The sequence below is a fragment of the Caloramator proteoclasticus DSM 10124 genome, assembly GCF_900129265.1.
GTDB classification, from domain to species: Bacteria; Bacillota; Clostridia; order Clostridiales; family Caloramatoraceae; genus Thermobrachium; species Thermobrachium proteoclasticum.
This window is the reverse complement of record NZ_FQVG01000057.1, coordinates 1-16,163: the sequence shown is the minus strand read 5'-3', so window position 1 is coordinate 16,163 and position 16,163 is coordinate 1. Positions and strand designations below refer to the sequence as shown.

Genomic DNA, 16,163 nt, shown 5'->3' with positions numbered 1-16,163 from the left:
AAGCCAATTTTATGAGTAAATTCTTTAAGCAATAACAATCCTGTATCAGAAGATAAGTCACCACCATCAAAATTTAATCGTATTTTACTATTGCTTTCTAAACAAATATCATATAAACTAAACATTGAGAACCCTCCCTTTGTTTGGTATTTGTTTAGCAACTATATTATAACAAATTTGGGCCCTCTTTTTCATGTTTTTATTTCACTTTTTAAGTGAAATGCAGTTTAGTAAAAAATTAAGTTAATATGGGCTATAGAACTCTTTTAAATAAATTCCATGAATAATTCAGGTTAAAGTATTTATGGAAATAAAACAATGCCCACTTATCATTTGCTATTTCTTCAAGCCCAACATCATATAAATAATTTAAAATTGTTTCAACTAAATTTAATTCTTTTTGCTTAATTAATAAGTCAATAATTAAACTTATAGAATTCGGTTCAAATATGCAGTTATTATCTAAATATTGTAAAATCGAACTCAATATTTCTATTGCAATTCCTTCTTCATTAAGGTCAAGATATAAGGATGCTAATAATGAAAATAAAGTTGGATTAGGAGAATTTGATATAGCCAAATAATCATCAAGTAATTTTAGTGCCTCATAAATACGATTACAAAATTTTAACAACAAAACTTCTATAATTATATTTTTTTCATTAATATCCATAATATCTTTTATTTTATTAATATATTTTTTATAATAATTTATATTATTTTTTTCAATATAATCATTAATATACATAATGGCTTTGTCAAATTCTCCAACATTAAAACAAGCTAATGCTGCCTGATTAAAATCAAAAATAAGTGAATTGCTTCTTTCAAGTTTGTTTGATTTTTCATAAGCAAGTTCATAATTTTTTATAAGATTATACATTGTCAATAATTCATTTTTTACAATGTCATTTTTATCATAATTTTCATAGTTGTCTATAGTTTCTTTTAAAAACTTATCTTTTTCAATAGACATACCTTGTTGTAGCATATCAATATATTTGATAAAATTTTCAATTAAAATACTCCATTCATATTTAAAACTATTTTTCTTTAGTCTCATGCTCAAATCTAAATATTCATGTTTAGTTAAATTAATAATATCATCTATACCAAACAAAAATTCTTCCTTATCTTTGGCTAAATAAATACTATCTTCGCCAATTAATTCTGGTAAAATAGTAGATACAACTGGTACACCTGCACTTATATATTCAAAAAATTTTAATGGACTTACACTTGCTGTTAATTTATTAATTTTAAAAGGTATAATTGCTACATCAGCCTTATTGAGATAATATTTTAGTTCTTGATAATTCTTTACACCTAAATAATATATGTTATCGTAATGCGGTAATTCAACATTATATTTATTACCTACAAAAACAAATGAATAATCCGGTCTACTTCTTGCTATAAACTCTATTATTTCCATATCTACCCATTGTGCTAATGTTCCCATAAAAAATATAATGGGTTTTGATATGTTTTTTAAATCACTTGGCACTATATTTGTGTCAATCTTATCGTAATCTTGTACATTTACACCATTTGGAAAATAAAATATGTTTTTATTATATGGGTACATTTTGCAATACAGCCTTTTGGCAGACACTGTAATTAATTTACTTATTGAAGCTAATTGTCTTTCTTTAGTAACAATTGTTTCGTCTTCCCATACAATATCTTTTGCAAATTCAGTCCAATCATCAATACAATCGTATATAATAAAAGAATTCTCTTCTAACTCTTCTAAAATATCTATACATTTAGGGTGTTCACATATAAAATAAACTTCTTGATTTTTATAAAATTCTTGTAAATGCTTTAACACTTTTGAAAACTTTATTATTTCTGATTTATTATCTTTAATTATTTCATCAAATCTATCTATAACATATAAGTTTTTATTGATTTTCATCACATAATCACATAATCTAAAATCTTTCATAAAATCTTCATATTGATCTGCCGTTATTTTTTTGGATGAGGTAGCATATATATAAATTACTTCAAAACCCATCTTAGCTAAGTTTTCAACTATATGTTGAGGTCTCTGTTTCATTTCATCATCATAAGGTACAGCTGTCAGCATAAAGAAAACCTTCATTTTTGTTACCTCCTTGTATAATTAATATAAAGAAATTCCAACTAATGTTTAATGCCTTAAACATTAAATATTTAAACATTACTTAATTTGTTCTTTGTAAAATAAACACAACTTTAAACACAACAAACAATACTACACCAACCAATTTTCTAAATATCTATTATTTATTTCTTTTTTTATATTATATAATAAAATGCTAGAGATTAAACTCTAGCATTTTATTTATTATCTTAATAATTGTAATACACCCTGTGGTTGCTGATTTGCTTGTGCTAACATTGCTTGAGCTGCTTGAGCAAGTATATTATTCTTACTAAATGTCATCATTTCCTTAGCCATATCAACATCTCTAATTCTTGACTCAGCAGCAGTTAGGTTTTCTGCTGAAGTACCAAGATTTGCTATAGTGTGCTCTAATCTATTTTGATAAGCACCAAGCTTTGATCTTTCTGCTGAAACTCTTTCAATAGCCTTGTCAATTACTTTTATAGCAGCTGTAGCTTTTGAATAATCAGTAACATCAAGTGCATATTCAGGTGTACCTGATGCTGATACATCAGTTAATTGATTTGAAGCACCACTTGAAAAAGCTGCATTTGCTGTTTCAGTTGCTTCACTGCTAGTTATAACTACACCTTCATCTGTAGTTGTAGCAGTTAAAGCTGCTGATGCAGATGCTGTTGTGCCTGAAAGTCCTAATGCCTTTGATCTCATGTCATTTATGCTAATTGTTATACTTTGACTAGCGTTAGAACCTATTTGTAATTGAATACCTCCTGTAGTTCCTGAAACTTTTTGAGAACCATTTAAAAGTTTTTGTGTATTAAACTCAGTAGTATTACCAATTCTATTGATTTCTGATGTCAATTGATTTAGTTCTCTCTGAATTTCGTTTCTATCTGCAGAAGTGTTTGTGCTATTTGCAGACTGAACTGCTAATTCTCTCATCCTTTGAAGAATTGAGTGAGTTTCATTTAATGCACCTTCTGCTGTTTGGATAAGTGATATAGCATCTTGTGAGTTTCTTCCTGCTTGCTCAAGACCTCTTATTTGAGCTCTCATCTTCTCTGATATTGCTAGTCCTGCTGCGTCGTCACCAGCTCTGTTAATTCTTAGACCTGATGCTAACTTTTCCATTGACTTTCCAGCGTTTACAGTGTTCATGCCCAACTGACGTTTTTTGTTACAGGCTTTAATTTTAGGTTTTATTATAAAATATTTTTATCGCCATAAACCTTTGATTTATAAAGCTTTATAAAGGTTTACATTTGCGTATTATTTGTTATTTTTAGCTACAATAACAACCTAATAGTAATCTAACGATACGACTTATTTTCATTACTTTTTCAAAGCTTATATTAAGTAATAAATTTATCATGTTAATTACTAATACAAAAAAAATAAAAAAAGCCATGCAGATTTTACTTATACAGTAACTTCTACATGGCCTCCAAAGTTAATATTTATTATTAATCATAACTATTTAATAACGTTTGAATTTCTTTATGGTAACCATATTTTTTAAAGAAGTCTATTAATGCAACTTCAAAAATATCTTTTTGAGAAACGTTTTTTTCTTCACTAAAATCTCTCACCATTTGGTCTAATTTACTACTCATATGGATTGATTTTGTTATAAACAATCCTTTTATAACATACCTTGGTAATTTCCCTGCTTCACCTTCAAAACTGCTTTCAATTATTTCAATTAATCTTTCCTTCCTGCTATCTAAATACTTAATAATGTCTATATACTTTAAAAAGTCGTTTTCTATTGCCTCTATTTGTGATTCCTTTTCAATTTCTTTTGTCCTAAAAATATCAACGTCTATTTCTTCCTTGTTATCTTCAATTTCTATTTTTTTCTCTGAAATATAGTTGTTTCTTTGAGAATCCCAAATATATCCTTTAGACTTCATATAAATTGCCATTTCTCTTGGACTTTCAAATCCCATTTCATTTGCAATTTGTTTTGGGTTCAATTTATTTTCTTTAAAAAGTTTAATTATTTGCATTACCTTTAATGGAATGCTAGTATTAGAAGAACTGTCTTCTTCTAATATTATCCCGTGGCCATTCTTTGGGTAATAATTACCAGAACGCCTTTCTTTAATGTAACCTTCTCTTCTCATAAACATATCTAAAGATTTGTAGTTTTTATATCCCAAATCTTTTGCTATGCTCTCAGGGTCCTTTCCATCATTTATACTTTCTATAACATACTTTATTTTTTCTACATTATTTTTAAACATTTCCAATAAATATCATCCTCTCTTACTAAAACATTTTTATTGTATCTATCAATTGTTCTCTTGATGTATGAGTATATATTGATGTTGTCTTTAAGTTTGAGTGGCCTAATAATTTTGAAATGCTAACAATATTTGCATCTTTTTTCACTAAATGACTTGCAAATGAATGCCTAAAGACATGAGGCGTTATATGTTTTTTAAATCCTAATCTATTCCTTGTTTCTTTAATTATTGATTGAACTCTTCCTACCGAAAGTGCTTTAGTTTTTTCTGTTGCAAAAAACTGCTCACTATCTACTCTCCACTCAAAATAATCCTTTAATACTCTTTCTAACTTCTCACATATTGGTATATCTCTTGATTTGTTACCTTTCCCTTGATTTATTCTAATCCAGCCATTCTCAATATCCACATCTTCAGGTCTTAATGCTAAAGCTTCAGATATTCTCATACCTGTATAAAGAAGTGTTGTTGTAAGAACCTTAACTACGGGATGCTTTATCTCCTTAATAAAATATAAAGCTTCCTCTTCTGTTAAATATTCTCTCTCTTTGGGAACATATTTTACATTTTCAAATTCTGTTGATATATCAGTTTTACATAATCCTTTTTTCCAAGCATATTTAAAAAACATTTTTAAGGCTATTGAAATCCTTTTTCTGCTTGCTGGCTTATAATTCTTCTCATCTTTTAAAAACTTTAAAAATTTTTCTACATCCTTAAATTCAATGTCTTCCAAATAAACCGGTCCATTCCACATCTTTTCTAACCACTTCTTAAAAAAGTTCAAATCTTGCATATATCCTGAAATAGTTTTAGGGCTTTTTTCTCGATTCTCCATATAAACCATATATTCTTTTAGAGCTGAATCTAAAATCATATTTTTTCTTCCTCCTTGCTAATTATTTTTAAATCATTACTTTTTAAAAGCTTTGGTTAGTATCAGATGTTATCTCTCATTTTGATTAATAGCAAGTTAATAATTTTTATTAATAGAAAAAAGAAGCCCTAAAAGAGCTTCATTCTAAAAATTATTTCACTTCAACTATAACTGCATCTATACCTAATTCTTTTAATTTTCTAACCTGCTTTTCAGCATTCTCTCTGTTTGAGAAAGTTCCTGCAGCAACTCTGTATAAAATTTTAGAAGTTTCTACATATTTTATATTTAACTGCTCTAATATAGCCTTTGCAATTCCTTTTGCTATTTCATCTTTTTTACTGTCAAACAATTTGTTATCCTCACTGTTGTCAATAAAGCCAACTTCAACTAATACTGCTGGCATCTTTGTTTCTCTTAATACTTGAAAATTTGCTTTTTTTATTCCCCTATTAAAGAATCCTACCTGAATTAAAGCCTTTTGAATCCTTTCTGCTAGTTCTTTTGATTTTTCTCTACCTATTATATATACATACGTTTCAACCCCATTTGTTTTCTCTGGTATATAGGCATTTCTGTGAAAGGATATAAAGTAGTCAAAATTGCCTCTATTTGCAAACAATGTTCTATCCTTTAAACTTAAAGTTGTATCAGAAGTTCTAGTTTCACTTACAAACACCCCATGCCTTCTTAATTCTTCTGCAACTTTTAGGCCTAATGCTAAATTGTCATCCTTTTCTTTTCTGCTACCATATACAGCTCCACTATCTTCTCCGCCATGCCCATAGTCTAAGCATACTCTTGCCATTACTTTTCTCTCCCTTCATTTATTTGGCCCAATATTTCTCTAAGTTTTTGTGGTATTGGCAGGCCTATTTTAGACGAGTTTTCAATGATACTTATTCCTTCATTAGAAATGTAGAAAAAAATAACGGCGGTGCGAACTGCACTACCGCTTTTAATAAGGTTTGTATCTATTATGTTTCCTATGCCTACCATAACAAAAATAAGAATCTTTTTAAATATTCCCCTAAATCCTACCTCACTTGATAGCTTCCTCTCAAGCACTGCTACCATAAGTCCTGTAACGTAATCAATAACGACAAAGGTTAAAAGGGCATACATAAAGCCATCAATTCCTCCTAAAAAATAACCTATATATCCGCCAATGGTAGCAGAGATTAGTTGTATTGTGTTGTTTTTCACTTTTATCACCCTTTCTTTAATAATAATCATAGGAAAAATCAATTAAATCAATTTCAAATGTATATTGTATCTTCATTGTATTTGCATCAGTTTTTTCAACCGGCTGTGCAAGTTTTGTATGGGCACCGCAAGGTTTTGATAGTGATAGATGATAGATGCCAAAATATACATAATCATTGTAAGAATATCTATACATTGAAACGGACTTGTCTGTTCCAATTATTGGATAGGCCGTTGAATCAGAATAATCTTCAAAGGTAAAATATTCTCTGTAAGCTTCCACAAGATTGCCTTCATGAGTTATTACTTGATAAAAGCCTGTCCCCCCTTGCGTTCCAGAATAATATAAATATATTCTATTTTTTGTTCTATAATTTAAATTACTTAAATAACACCTTCTTTCGATATTTCCACTATTCATTCCCTTTGAAGCAAACCAAGTAGAACTTCCTATTTTAGGTTTCAAATTCAATTCACTTGTTAAATTACCGTTTATATCTAACCTTAAAAGCCTATTTGTATAAACTGTTTCATTATATTGGGTATCTGTTCTTGAATTATACCCATATATTTCTATATATCCCTCTCCACTCATTAAAGGATTTATCGTATAAGTAATATAATTAAAATTAGAATTATATGCATCTTTGAAATTTGTTGTTAAATTTATAGGACCAACAATTGATAATAATACCCCTACATTACTCCATTTGTAAATTTTTAAATAATAGTTGGGAGAGCTATAGTATATATAAACCCCTACAAAATAATCTATTTCTCCATTTTCTTTATATACAGGAACAACATCATGTAGCTCGTTTGAAATAAATGCACCACCTGATGAATTTAATAATTTTACTGCATTTGTAAAATCAACATAATAATCTAAACTTAAATCAATTGGAACATAAAGCTGATGACCTTTTAGGCTCTCTGGAAATTGAATATAGCTAGAATTAGTTGCACTAGTATTAGTTCCATCAAGTAGAGCATACCCTTTATTATAATCGTTAAATCTCAATGCTTTTCTAAAATATCCGGAAGAACCTCCGCTGTAAAAAATATTAATTATTGACCAGTATTTCTCTTTGTATAAGTTTTGTTTAGCATAAACAGTTCCATCCCCATTATTTCTTCCAAATATGGGTGGCCCGATAAAAAATTTTTCTCTTTTCGAAGGTTCAGCTCCCCAATATATAGATTCAAATCTTCCATTTGCAGCATGTGTTGGAAAGTCAAATACAAATGTAGTCCTTATTTTCCCATTAACTATTTCCATTTTACTTTCCAACTTATTTATCGTTCCTCTTAATGTATCAGTTCCTGAATATTCAGTATTTCTATATGCATAGCCTATTATATTTCCTGTTACTTTTTCTGTATTTGCTGATTCAGGTTTTGTGGAGTCAGTAAGATATATACATTCAAAATTATTGTTAAATTGATCCTGGCTCCTCGTATTTATCCCCATTATTCCACCAGCAAAATGTCTTAAAAACATGTCCTTAAAAAACAAATCAGGAATAATGTTTTCTGTATATGCTTCCTTTACCTTTTTATTTGTTTTCGCATCAAATATTTCAACTAATACTTTCCCCTTTATGCCTCTATCATCCTTAAACTTTGTTTCTTTAATTACTTTATCTACTAGAAAATCTTTATTATATGAAACACACTCCATCACCTTATCACCTTCTTATGCAAAAATTATTTTTATTTTCTTCAGCTTACACACATCATCCAATGTGGGCTTGTAAAAAATATAGGCAAATCGAATTGTTCGACTGCCTGTTAATAACGGGTTTAATAAATCAATGTTCAATTGGCTTATGTTGTTTACATCTATGCCTTGATTTAAAAACATATTTATATCATTAATATCAATTGCCTCAAATGCACCACTTGTTTGATTATAAGTATAATATGATGCACCACTATCAAGGCTTATTGCTAATTTTATAGCTCCATTTGTTGAGATTGGATTTCCAATTGAATCTCTTCTAACAAAACTTGTATCAACAGTTATGCTTGAGATATTTTTACCACTTGGTATTAAAAAATCTGACTTTTGCTTTATTACTTTGGGTTTACTATTTACAACTTCCTTAGTTTCTAAAATATATTTAGTAGGATTTGATTTCTTGTCATCATCATCGGTATAAAAATAAAGCTTTGGATTTCCTAATATTCCTGTATAACTTTGAGGAATAGTTGAAAGTCCAGAGCTTAAAAACATTTCTTCAGTTAAAGGTAAATCACCAATTTTGCTCCATGAGCCACTTGAAAAAGTTTTTACTCCATCATCATCAACTATAAGGTATTTTTCATTCGTTGGAATATAGTTTGAATCATAATAAATAGTATAATTTTTACCATCAGCTGTCCCAGGAAAAAATATTAAAGATGCCCCATTGCTTAATGTTAAAGTTTGCGTTCCTACATTAGGGTTGTCAAAACTATTTGTCCCTGTGTTAGGTATTTTTTCAATTACAAGTCTAATAACACCTGTTTCAAATAAGGTCAATTCCCAAATTAACTCATTGGTATTCCAACTCGACCAAACTGAGTTTCCTTCAAATCTTACCCTGAAAGTTTTCTTTCCACCTTCAGTTTCTAAAGCATAATATAATTTATTATAACTTGCATCTCTTCGATTAACTTTTAAGTGTTCTGTTGCTGAGCCAAATCCTACCCATGTATTACCTGATGTTCTTAATTGCCTTACAACTGAACCGTTATAGTAAAAGTCAAAACCCATATCTGGGAGTGTTACTGTTGTATCATCATTGTTTGTTCCAAAGAGAGTCATCCCTAAATTCCCTTTAGGCTGTGCTGGAGTTTGTATTATCCCCACATAATCACCCCTATACTTCCTTTATTGTTGTATTTAGTGAAACTAAACTGTTATATTCTTCTCTATTGGCAAGGTTAACACCATAGATTACACCATTACCTACTGTGCTTTCAAAATTTCCTTGATTTATATATTCTAATTCCTTAATTGTTGCCCTTTCATAACTTATATATGATCCATCTGGCAGTTTTTCAAAATCCAAATCAAAATTAATCCAGCTGTCAAATTCATAATTAGGCATTTTATCTCTTGAAAAAGTTTCTGATATTCCAACTGATGCTTTTGAAATATTTATATCTATCAAACATCCTAATGATTTAGCCAAGTAATCAGCATATGAATTTGTCTGTGCTATGTTAGGTTTAATATCGTTTATTAGTTTTTGAACACTTATAAGGACTATATCCTGCTTTTGCTGCTGTATCTTATTTAAAAACAATTCATATAAGAATGCTTGTAAAACTTCTGCCCTTGGAAGTTTAGGGCTTAATCCGCCTTCAAGGTTTCTTCCTTCTATTGTTACTTGTAAATTGTTTTTCTCAATAGTAAAAGTTCCAGTTGATGTTTGCATTTCAATTATAAAGGCATGCTGTCCTGCTGTAACCTGTGGCATTGGCAGTGTAACGTTTATGATATTATCCCCTGATACTACCTTTTGAACTGGCTTTAAATCATAATATTTATTATCCAGTGAAAAGAAAATGCTTAATGTTAAATCACTACTTGCCTTGCCTGATATTACTATATTAGAAGTTAAATTAGTATCTGCTGATACTGAAAAACCTATCTCCATCGCCGCATATCTTGTGGTTGTAATATTGAGTGTTTCTGTATTCCTCTTTAAAATAAGCTGATTTTGTGAACCTGTTATTTTGCTTTCTATCTTTTCAAGAATTGACTCAAAATCTAATTTTTCAATTATCGTATTTAATGGATTCCCTAGTTCTATTTTTGTATTAATAGGATTTAAAAGGTCAATTCTTTTCTTTATAACCCTAAGCTTTGCTGTTATTCCTAAAAGTTCATGCTTAACTTCAACCTCATCACCAAGATTAACTTCTGTTAAACTTTTATAACTTTCATATTCTTTTATTTTTGATAACTCTAAAAAATCCACTTCTATGTTTATAAAAGGATTTGATGCTTTCTTTATATATTCCTTTGCAAGGTTTCTTAGCTCGTCAACATCCCCTGTATCGAATTCAACCTTTTTTACTATTGGATATGGCAGAATCTTAGAAACATCACCTTCAGCTTCAATATATCTTTCAGGAAGAACTAAGTTATCTTTGCCTATTGGATATATCTTTGTTGCAAAATTATTAGTATCAATTATGGCCCTCATTCCTTTTATGTTCTTCCCATACTTTATTAATATCCCTGAATTAGTTCCTAATTGCTTAAGTATTTCAATATTAAAATTATCTCTTTTCACTTCTCCGCCATAATATTGAAGTATTTTAAAGAAGGCTTCAAGTGCATTTACATTCCTTATACTAAATGGATAAATATTTTCCTCTGGTGCTGTAAATTTAAAAACTGCCTGTGCTTCAGGTGGGATAGTTCCTTCTATTGCTTCTTTCATATTTGCATTAACAAGTGTTGCCGCTTCTATAAAATAAAAAGCAAGATCGTAAAATATATGCCTTGCCCATACCTTTATTTTCCCTATTTTTTCAACTTCTCTTTCTACCTTATATATCCGAAATAACTGTCCATTTGCCTTTATAATATTAAACTCAACTAAGTAGTTTGCTTTCTTAGAGTTCGCTGGGTATTCTAAATATAAGCTGTATTCACCATTTAATTCTTCCGTAATTTCTGTGGCTATACACTCGTCTAAAACACCAAGTCCTATATTTTCAAATTCACCCTTTTTAGTTTTCTTGTCATAAACACAAATCACTACAACCACCGCCAGTTAGGTAAGATCTCAACCTTTGATACATTACCTGTCCATTCTATGATATTGTTACCCACTTTTAATACTGGAAAGGTTCCACTAAATTTTGAATTTAAGTTGTTAAGGTTATCATCATAGCAGTCATAAAGAGCGCAATCAACTATTATTTTATTTGATAATCCGTTTATTTTTATCTCATTTCCATTTATTTTAAGCGTTATATCTCCTGAGCCATAAACATAAATCTTGGGTAAACTATATATTGTTCCTGGATTTATTAAATTAGTTCCATTTTGGGTTATTGTAATTACGTTGTTTGAAACTGCATATTTAAATGGCCTACAATTAAATATGATTATAAATTTTGAAGAATATCTTAAAACCTGTTTAAACTCTATTGAATTTGCAACTTGAGCTATATACTTTTTATCATTTTGAAATGAAAATATTAAATCGCTCTCTCCCGAATTAAAAAGCCATGCAGTTATTTCGTCTATTTTTTGAATGATATTTTCTGCTGTTATTGAGCATTGAGCGACAATAGTAATATCCTCATAGCTTCCTTCATCATATCTTAAACTTGAATCTCTACCTGGAATATCAATGTATGATACTCTTCTTTTAGGTGATGGGATAGTAGGCCTTGAAGTTATTAAAATACCATAGTCTAAATAACTATCTTTCCCTGCAAAATTAAAGCTAAGCATTACCTCCCACCCCTTCCAAGTGAAATACGCTGTCTATAAAATTCAAGTTCATATGCAAGGTGTTCTATATCTTTATCTGAATTATTATAAAAGTTCTGTATATGTAAAGTTAAACCTCCGCTACTGTTTCCCCTTGCTTTTTCAATTGCTCTTGCCATAATTTCATCTAATCTATCAATAGGTAAAACAGCCTCATTCCCTGCCTCTCCGACACCAATAATTGAAGGCCTTGTAAATATACCCCCGCTTGCATACCAATTAACTTCTAAGTGAGGAACACTCGGTGGTTTTAAGCTAAATTCACCTTTTATCGAAAAATGCGGCAGCTTTATTTTAGGTATTTTAAAGTCAAACATATCAGATAACTTTTCTTTTATAGAGTTTGCAATGATTTTTATTTTCTCAAACACTTCTCCTAATTTCCCGCCTGTTATACTGTTTATAAAGTCAAATCCCTTACTCCAAACTGCTTTATATGCATCTATATAGCTTCCAATTATCCCTTTTATCCCACCTCCATGTTCATTTATTGTGTTTTTTATGTTATTCCACACATTAGAAGTTTTGCTTTTTACATTTTCCCATACGTTTGATATATTTTCTTTTATTAAATTAAATTTTGTAGATATATTTTCTTTTAATGTATTTAAAGACTCTTTTATACTATCCCAATTTTTAATAAGTAAAACTCCAACTGCAACAATGCCTGCAATAGCCATAGCAGCTATTCCTATAGGTCCAGTTAATGCAGTAAAAGCACTTCCTAAAACTGCAGATGCACCACCTGCTGTAGCCATTGCCCCTGATGTGCTTCCTATAATAGTTGATAAATTGCCTGCTATACTTATTACCTTACCTATAATTCCAATTACAGGGCCAACCGCTGCAACTACTAGCCCAATTTTGACAATCATCTCCTGCTGTTCTTTAGACAAACCTTGAAATTTATCCATTAAAGGCTTTATTACTCCTATTAGCTTTTCAAGAACTGGTATAAGAACCTGTCCAAACTGAATACCAAGTTGTTCCGCCTGTTCTTTCATAACCCTAAGTTTATTAGTAGGCGAATCCATAGTTCTTGCAAGGTCGCCTTGAGCATTTTTAGTAGATTCCATGATTACACCATACCTTGCCATTACCTTTTGCTGTTCAGTTAATGCCTCACCCTGTTTTGCTATTCCATGAGTGTATGCATATGTTTTTATAGTATTTTCATTAACTAATATTCCTAAAGCCTTTAAAGGTTCAGCTTCACCTGAAATACCTGCCTTTAATTTTTCGAAGGCCTCTTCAGGTTTTAAGTTGTAAAAGGATGCCATATCGTATGAAAGCTGTGTAAGGTCCTCAGACATTTTTAATGCTTCCTGTGATGTTAGCCCCATACTTGTTAGCATTGAATTGTATGTTGCTACATTTTTTCTTACATTATAGGCATTTAGCCCAAGAGCTTTTGATGTTTCCTCTGACCATTTTCTTGCCTCACCTGCCATAGCACCCATTGAAACTTCAAACAGGTTTTCAGATTCTACAGCATCCATAGCCATTTTGGTTGCAGCAGTTCCAATTCCTATGAGTGGAAGTGTTACGGCAGTTGAAAGTTTACTGCCTATTGATGACATCTTATCTCCTATTGATTTCATTTTCTCCCCTGCACTATTCATGCTTTGGGACAACTTATACCAAGCAGAACTTTTTTCTTTTAATTCCCTAGTTGTATTTTTTAGCTCTTGTTCCATTTTATTAAGTTCTGCCGTTGCATAATTAAGTTTAATTTTTAGGTTTTCAGTAGCCTTGGCATCTTCGCCCTTTGCCTCAACGCTTTCTTTGTATGCCTTCTCTAATGCTACAACTTTATCTTTTTGAAGTTCAATCTGCCTATTTAAACTATCAGCTTTAAGTTTTAATCCCTCTGTTGAATTGCCAAACTCACCAAGCTTTGATGATGCTGCAGCAAATTCACTTTGAGCAACCTTTAAACTTCTTTGTATTTTAGAAACACCCTCTTGAAATCCTCTATCATCAAGTCCAATTCTTGCAATTACTGTATTAGCATCCCTTGCCACAATCTCACCTCGCTTTCTTAAAACATTATTTCATCAATATATGCTTTATCATCGTCTATCCCATTTACTTTCTTATAAACTTTAAAAAGTGCTTGAAGTTTTTTTGGTGTGCTTTTCCAAAACTCATCTTCACTCATCTTTAAAAGATTTGTTGCTAAATACAAAAGCCACTCCCAATCCCATCCTTCTTGATTGGTGTGGCTTTCTATTCCCCCATATTTTCATCTGTTACCTCTGGCATAGCCATATTTAATGCTTTGTTGATTGCTAAACTAAGGTTTTCTAATTCGTCTAATGTTATCATTTTGCCTACTTCTTTTAAGGTAATATTTTCATCCTCAGCTTTAACTGCTGCATATATTAATGCTCTTATAGCTTTAAATTTCTTATTTTGCAAATCTTCAAAAGCTTTATTTATGTCCCCATATACTTCTTCAAGTTCACAGAAGGTATTCATATCAAATTTTAGTTCATATTCTTTGTCCTGCAATTTTATTTTTACACCTTTGTTTTTAAGTTCTGATGCTTTCATAGGGGCTTCTCCTTTCTTTATGATAATAAATAAAATAAGGATAGCATCTAGGCTACCCTTTTTTTAAATTATTACTATTATCATACACATTTATATTATTTTAAATCATCTAATGCTTTAAATGAATTGAAATACTCTTTTCTATCGCTTTGCTCAGAAATTCTAACAACTCCTGTTTTAGGTATTTTTTCTACTGGAATTATTGCAAAATTCTCTGTTTCTATATCTATTGCAAAAACAACATCTATTTCATCTTTTGTATATATTTTTTTATTCCCTTTAATATTTGTATATGCATGTATTTCCCACTTGTTAATAGATAAAGGTTGTGTTGGATCACTTTTATAAGTTAATTTCAAATTTTTAACTTGTATCCTTATATATTTTGGATATTTCTCTGCGATTAAATCATACCTATTATCAAACATGGTCTTTGAAACATTATATCCTTCTTTCATTAGCTTTATTGCAGCTAACATCTCTCTTATGCATCCTTCTTTATTCGTTTGCGAAAAATCAACTTCAGTAATAACTTTTCTATCTGAATTCTTCTTTGGCATAATTTCCCCACCCTATATTTGCTATTCTTTTTATTTATATCTTTATTAAAATATATCAACAATTTTTATACATTTTTTCATACCATATCTCATTCTTTTCTCTTTTTACTTTTACTACATCGTCATTTAATGTATTTCCTACATAATATGCCCAAACCTCTATATCATCCAAAATTCCATCATATCTTTTTAAAAAAACATCAACTAGACTTTCTCCTTTATCATTAAATGAATCTTGAATTACTATAATCTTTTTATCTGCTTTAATTCTTGAAAAATAAAATATTGCTTCTATAATTGTAGATATCTTGGCAGATGGAAAGTTATTACCTTTAGTCCATGTATAACTCTTACATTCAGCAATTATTGAATTATCATCAGAAACTAGATCAAACTTATGCTCTTTATTTTTTCCAACAGTTAAAGCCTTTTCTTTAAAATTGGTATTATATCTTTTACTTAAATATAATCCAACTCTTTTTTCAAAATCATATGCTTCCAGTCTATTATGTTCATTATTTTTTATCACATTATCACTCCCTTCATCTATATTATACAATATAGACGACCGAGTTTTATAACAATCATAAATATATTATTATATTTCAGGCTCACTCACTACAGCATCAAACCACCCATTTATAATTGTGGCATCTACACCTTCAGCATCCTCATCACAAATAAATCTGTAATTCCCATCAAACCCCCTTGGATAAAAATTGCCTTTAAGTTTTGCACTCTGTGCCTTTGGCTTTTCAGCTTCAGTGTCATATTCATCAGATGCAAGTTCAAATTTACCCTTCAAAAGCCACACATACCTATACTTCCCATTCGTTTTTTTAGATTTAAAACCTAGTGCAATTGTTGGTGCTAAATCGTCTTTACTCTCAATTAATACACCCTTTACGACCTTTGCTCCCTGAAGTATTGCTCTACTTTCAAGTGATAACTGATTTAGCTCTATTTCAACGTCAATTCCCTCAAAGGATGATATAACATCTTCAACTGTATCATCAGAATAAATATTCTCAGAAGTCATTTTGGGAGTTATTTTGGCACTAATTGCCCTCTCAAGTTTTATTGGACTTTCATAAGT

Annotated in this window: 16 protein-coding genes; all 16 read right to left on the bottom strand. The window is 30.1% G+C overall.

Translation table 11 applies throughout. The annotated features are described in order from the left end of the window. Nucleotides 1-253: 253 nt before the first annotated feature. Entirely contained in the window at nt 254-2,110 is a 1,857-nt protein-coding gene (locus tag BUB63_RS11130; RefSeq protein WP_073249828.1) for a glycosyltransferase, read from the bottom strand. Between the two features lie 225 nt (nt 2,111-2,335). Further along, the gene (locus tag BUB63_RS11125; protein WP_479722842.1) at nt 2,336-3,322 is read right to left on the bottom strand and encodes a flagellin N-terminal helical domain-containing protein; all 987 of its coding nucleotides are present in this window, start codon (nt 3,320-3,322) and stop codon (nt 2,336-2,338) included. Nucleotides 3,323-3,579: 257 nt separating this feature from the next. Next, nucleotides 3,580-4,368, bottom strand: coding sequence for a hypothetical protein (locus tag BUB63_RS11120; protein WP_073249825.1), 789 nt, complete (start codon nt 4,366-4,368; stop codon nt 3,580-3,582). A 19-nt stretch (nt 4,369-4,387) separates the two neighbouring features. Further along, nucleotides 4,388-5,242: a tyrosine-type recombinase/integrase gene (locus BUB63_RS11115; protein ID WP_073249823.1), complete on the bottom strand. Its 855-nt coding sequence runs from the start codon at nt 5,240-5,242 to the stop codon at nt 4,388-4,390. 151 nt (nt 5,243-5,393) lie between these two features. Continuing rightward, nucleotides 5,394-6,050, bottom strand: coding sequence for an N-acetylmuramoyl-L-alanine amidase (locus BUB63_RS11110; protein WP_073249821.1), 657 nt, complete (start codon nt 6,048-6,050; stop codon nt 5,394-5,396). Then, nucleotides 6,050-6,448 carry a phage holin family protein gene (locus BUB63_RS11105; RefSeq protein ID WP_242947371.1) on the bottom strand — a complete coding sequence of 133 codons (399 nt, stop codon included), beginning with the start codon at nt 6,446-6,448 and terminating at the stop codon, nt 6,050-6,052. The genes BUB63_RS11110 and BUB63_RS11105 overlap by 1 nt, the downstream gene beginning before the upstream one ends. A gap of 16 nt (nt 6,449-6,464) precedes the next feature. Beyond that, nucleotides 6,465-8,129, bottom strand: a complete 1,665-nt coding sequence (locus BUB63_RS11100; protein WP_073249817.1) for a hypothetical protein — start codon at nt 8,127-8,129, stop codon at nt 6,465-6,467. A gap of 15 nt (nt 8,130-8,144) precedes the next feature. Next, entirely contained in the window at nt 8,145-9,302 is a 1,158-nt protein-coding gene (locus tag BUB63_RS11095; protein WP_073249815.1) for a hypothetical protein, read from the bottom strand. 10 nt (nt 9,303-9,312) lie between these two features. Beyond that, a complete protein-coding gene (locus tag BUB63_RS11090; protein ID WP_073249813.1) occupies nt 9,313-11,208 on the bottom strand; it encodes a phage tail spike protein in 1,896 nt (631 codons plus the stop codon). After that, on the bottom strand, nt 11,208-11,912 hold the full coding sequence (locus BUB63_RS11085; protein WP_073249811.1) for a distal tail protein Dit: 705 nt from the start codon (nt 11,910-11,912) through the stop codon (nt 11,208-11,210). Before BUB63_RS11085 ends, BUB63_RS11090 begins: the two co-directional genes overlap by 1 nt. Beyond that, on the bottom strand, nt 11,912-13,975 hold the full coding sequence (locus tag BUB63_RS11080; protein ID WP_073249809.1) for a phage tail tape measure protein: 2,064 nt from the start codon (nt 13,973-13,975) through the stop codon (nt 11,912-11,914). Before BUB63_RS11080 ends, BUB63_RS11085 begins: the two co-directional genes overlap by 1 nt. 17 nt (nt 13,976-13,992) lie before the next feature. Next, nucleotides 13,993-14,139 carry a hypothetical protein gene (locus BUB63_RS13655; protein ID WP_159431473.1) on the bottom strand — a complete coding sequence of 49 codons (147 nt, stop codon included), beginning with the start codon at nt 14,137-14,139 and terminating at the stop codon, nt 13,993-13,995. 41 nt (nt 14,140-14,180) lie between these two features. After that, nucleotides 14,181-14,507: a tail assembly chaperone gene (locus BUB63_RS11075; protein ID WP_073249807.1), complete on the bottom strand. Its 327-nt coding sequence runs from the start codon at nt 14,505-14,507 to the stop codon at nt 14,181-14,183. Between the two features lie 95 nt (nt 14,508-14,602). Next, nucleotides 14,603-15,067 carry a group I intron-associated PD-(D/E)XK endonuclease gene (locus BUB63_RS11070; protein WP_073249805.1) on the bottom strand — a complete coding sequence of 155 codons (465 nt, stop codon included), beginning with the start codon at nt 15,065-15,067 and terminating at the stop codon, nt 14,603-14,605. Between the two features lie 55 nt (nt 15,068-15,122). Beyond that, complete coding sequence (locus BUB63_RS11065; RefSeq protein ID WP_073249803.1) at nt 15,123-15,596, bottom strand: hypothetical protein; 474 nt, start codon at nt 15,594-15,596, stop codon at nt 15,123-15,125. A 69-nt stretch (nt 15,597-15,665) separates the two neighbouring features. Beyond that, the coding region (locus BUB63_RS11060; protein ID WP_073249801.1) for a major tail protein at nt 15,666-16,163 on the bottom strand (498 nt) is incomplete at its 5' end.

Bases quoted from the DNA above. Each gene is read 5' to 3' on its own strand.
- BUB63_RS11085 (WP_073249811.1), bottom strand. From the start codon at position 11,912: ATGCTTAGCTTTAATTTTGCAGGGAAAGATAGTTATTTAGACTATGGT.
- BUB63_RS11070 (WP_073249805.1), bottom strand. From the start codon at position 15,067: ATGCCAAAGAAGAATTCAGATAGAAAAGTTATTACTGAAGTTGATTTT.
- BUB63_RS11075 (WP_073249807.1), bottom strand. From the start codon at position 14,507: ATGAAAGCATCAGAACTTAAAAACAAAGGTGTAAAAATAAAATTGCAG.
- BUB63_RS11110 (WP_073249821.1), bottom strand. From the start codon at position 6,050: ATGGCAAGAGTATGCTTAGACTATGGGCATGGCGGAGAAGATAGTGGA.
- BUB63_RS11130 (WP_073249828.1), bottom strand. From the start codon at position 2,110: ATGAAGGTTTTCTTTATGCTGACAGCTGTACCTTATGATGATGAAATG.
- BUB63_RS11115 (WP_073249823.1), bottom strand. From the start codon at position 5,242: ATGATTTTAGATTCAGCTCTAAAAGAATATATGGTTTATATGGAGAAT.
- BUB63_RS11100 (WP_073249817.1), bottom strand. From the start codon at position 8,129: ATGGAGTGTGTTTCATATAATAAAGATTTTCTAGTAGATAAAGTAATT.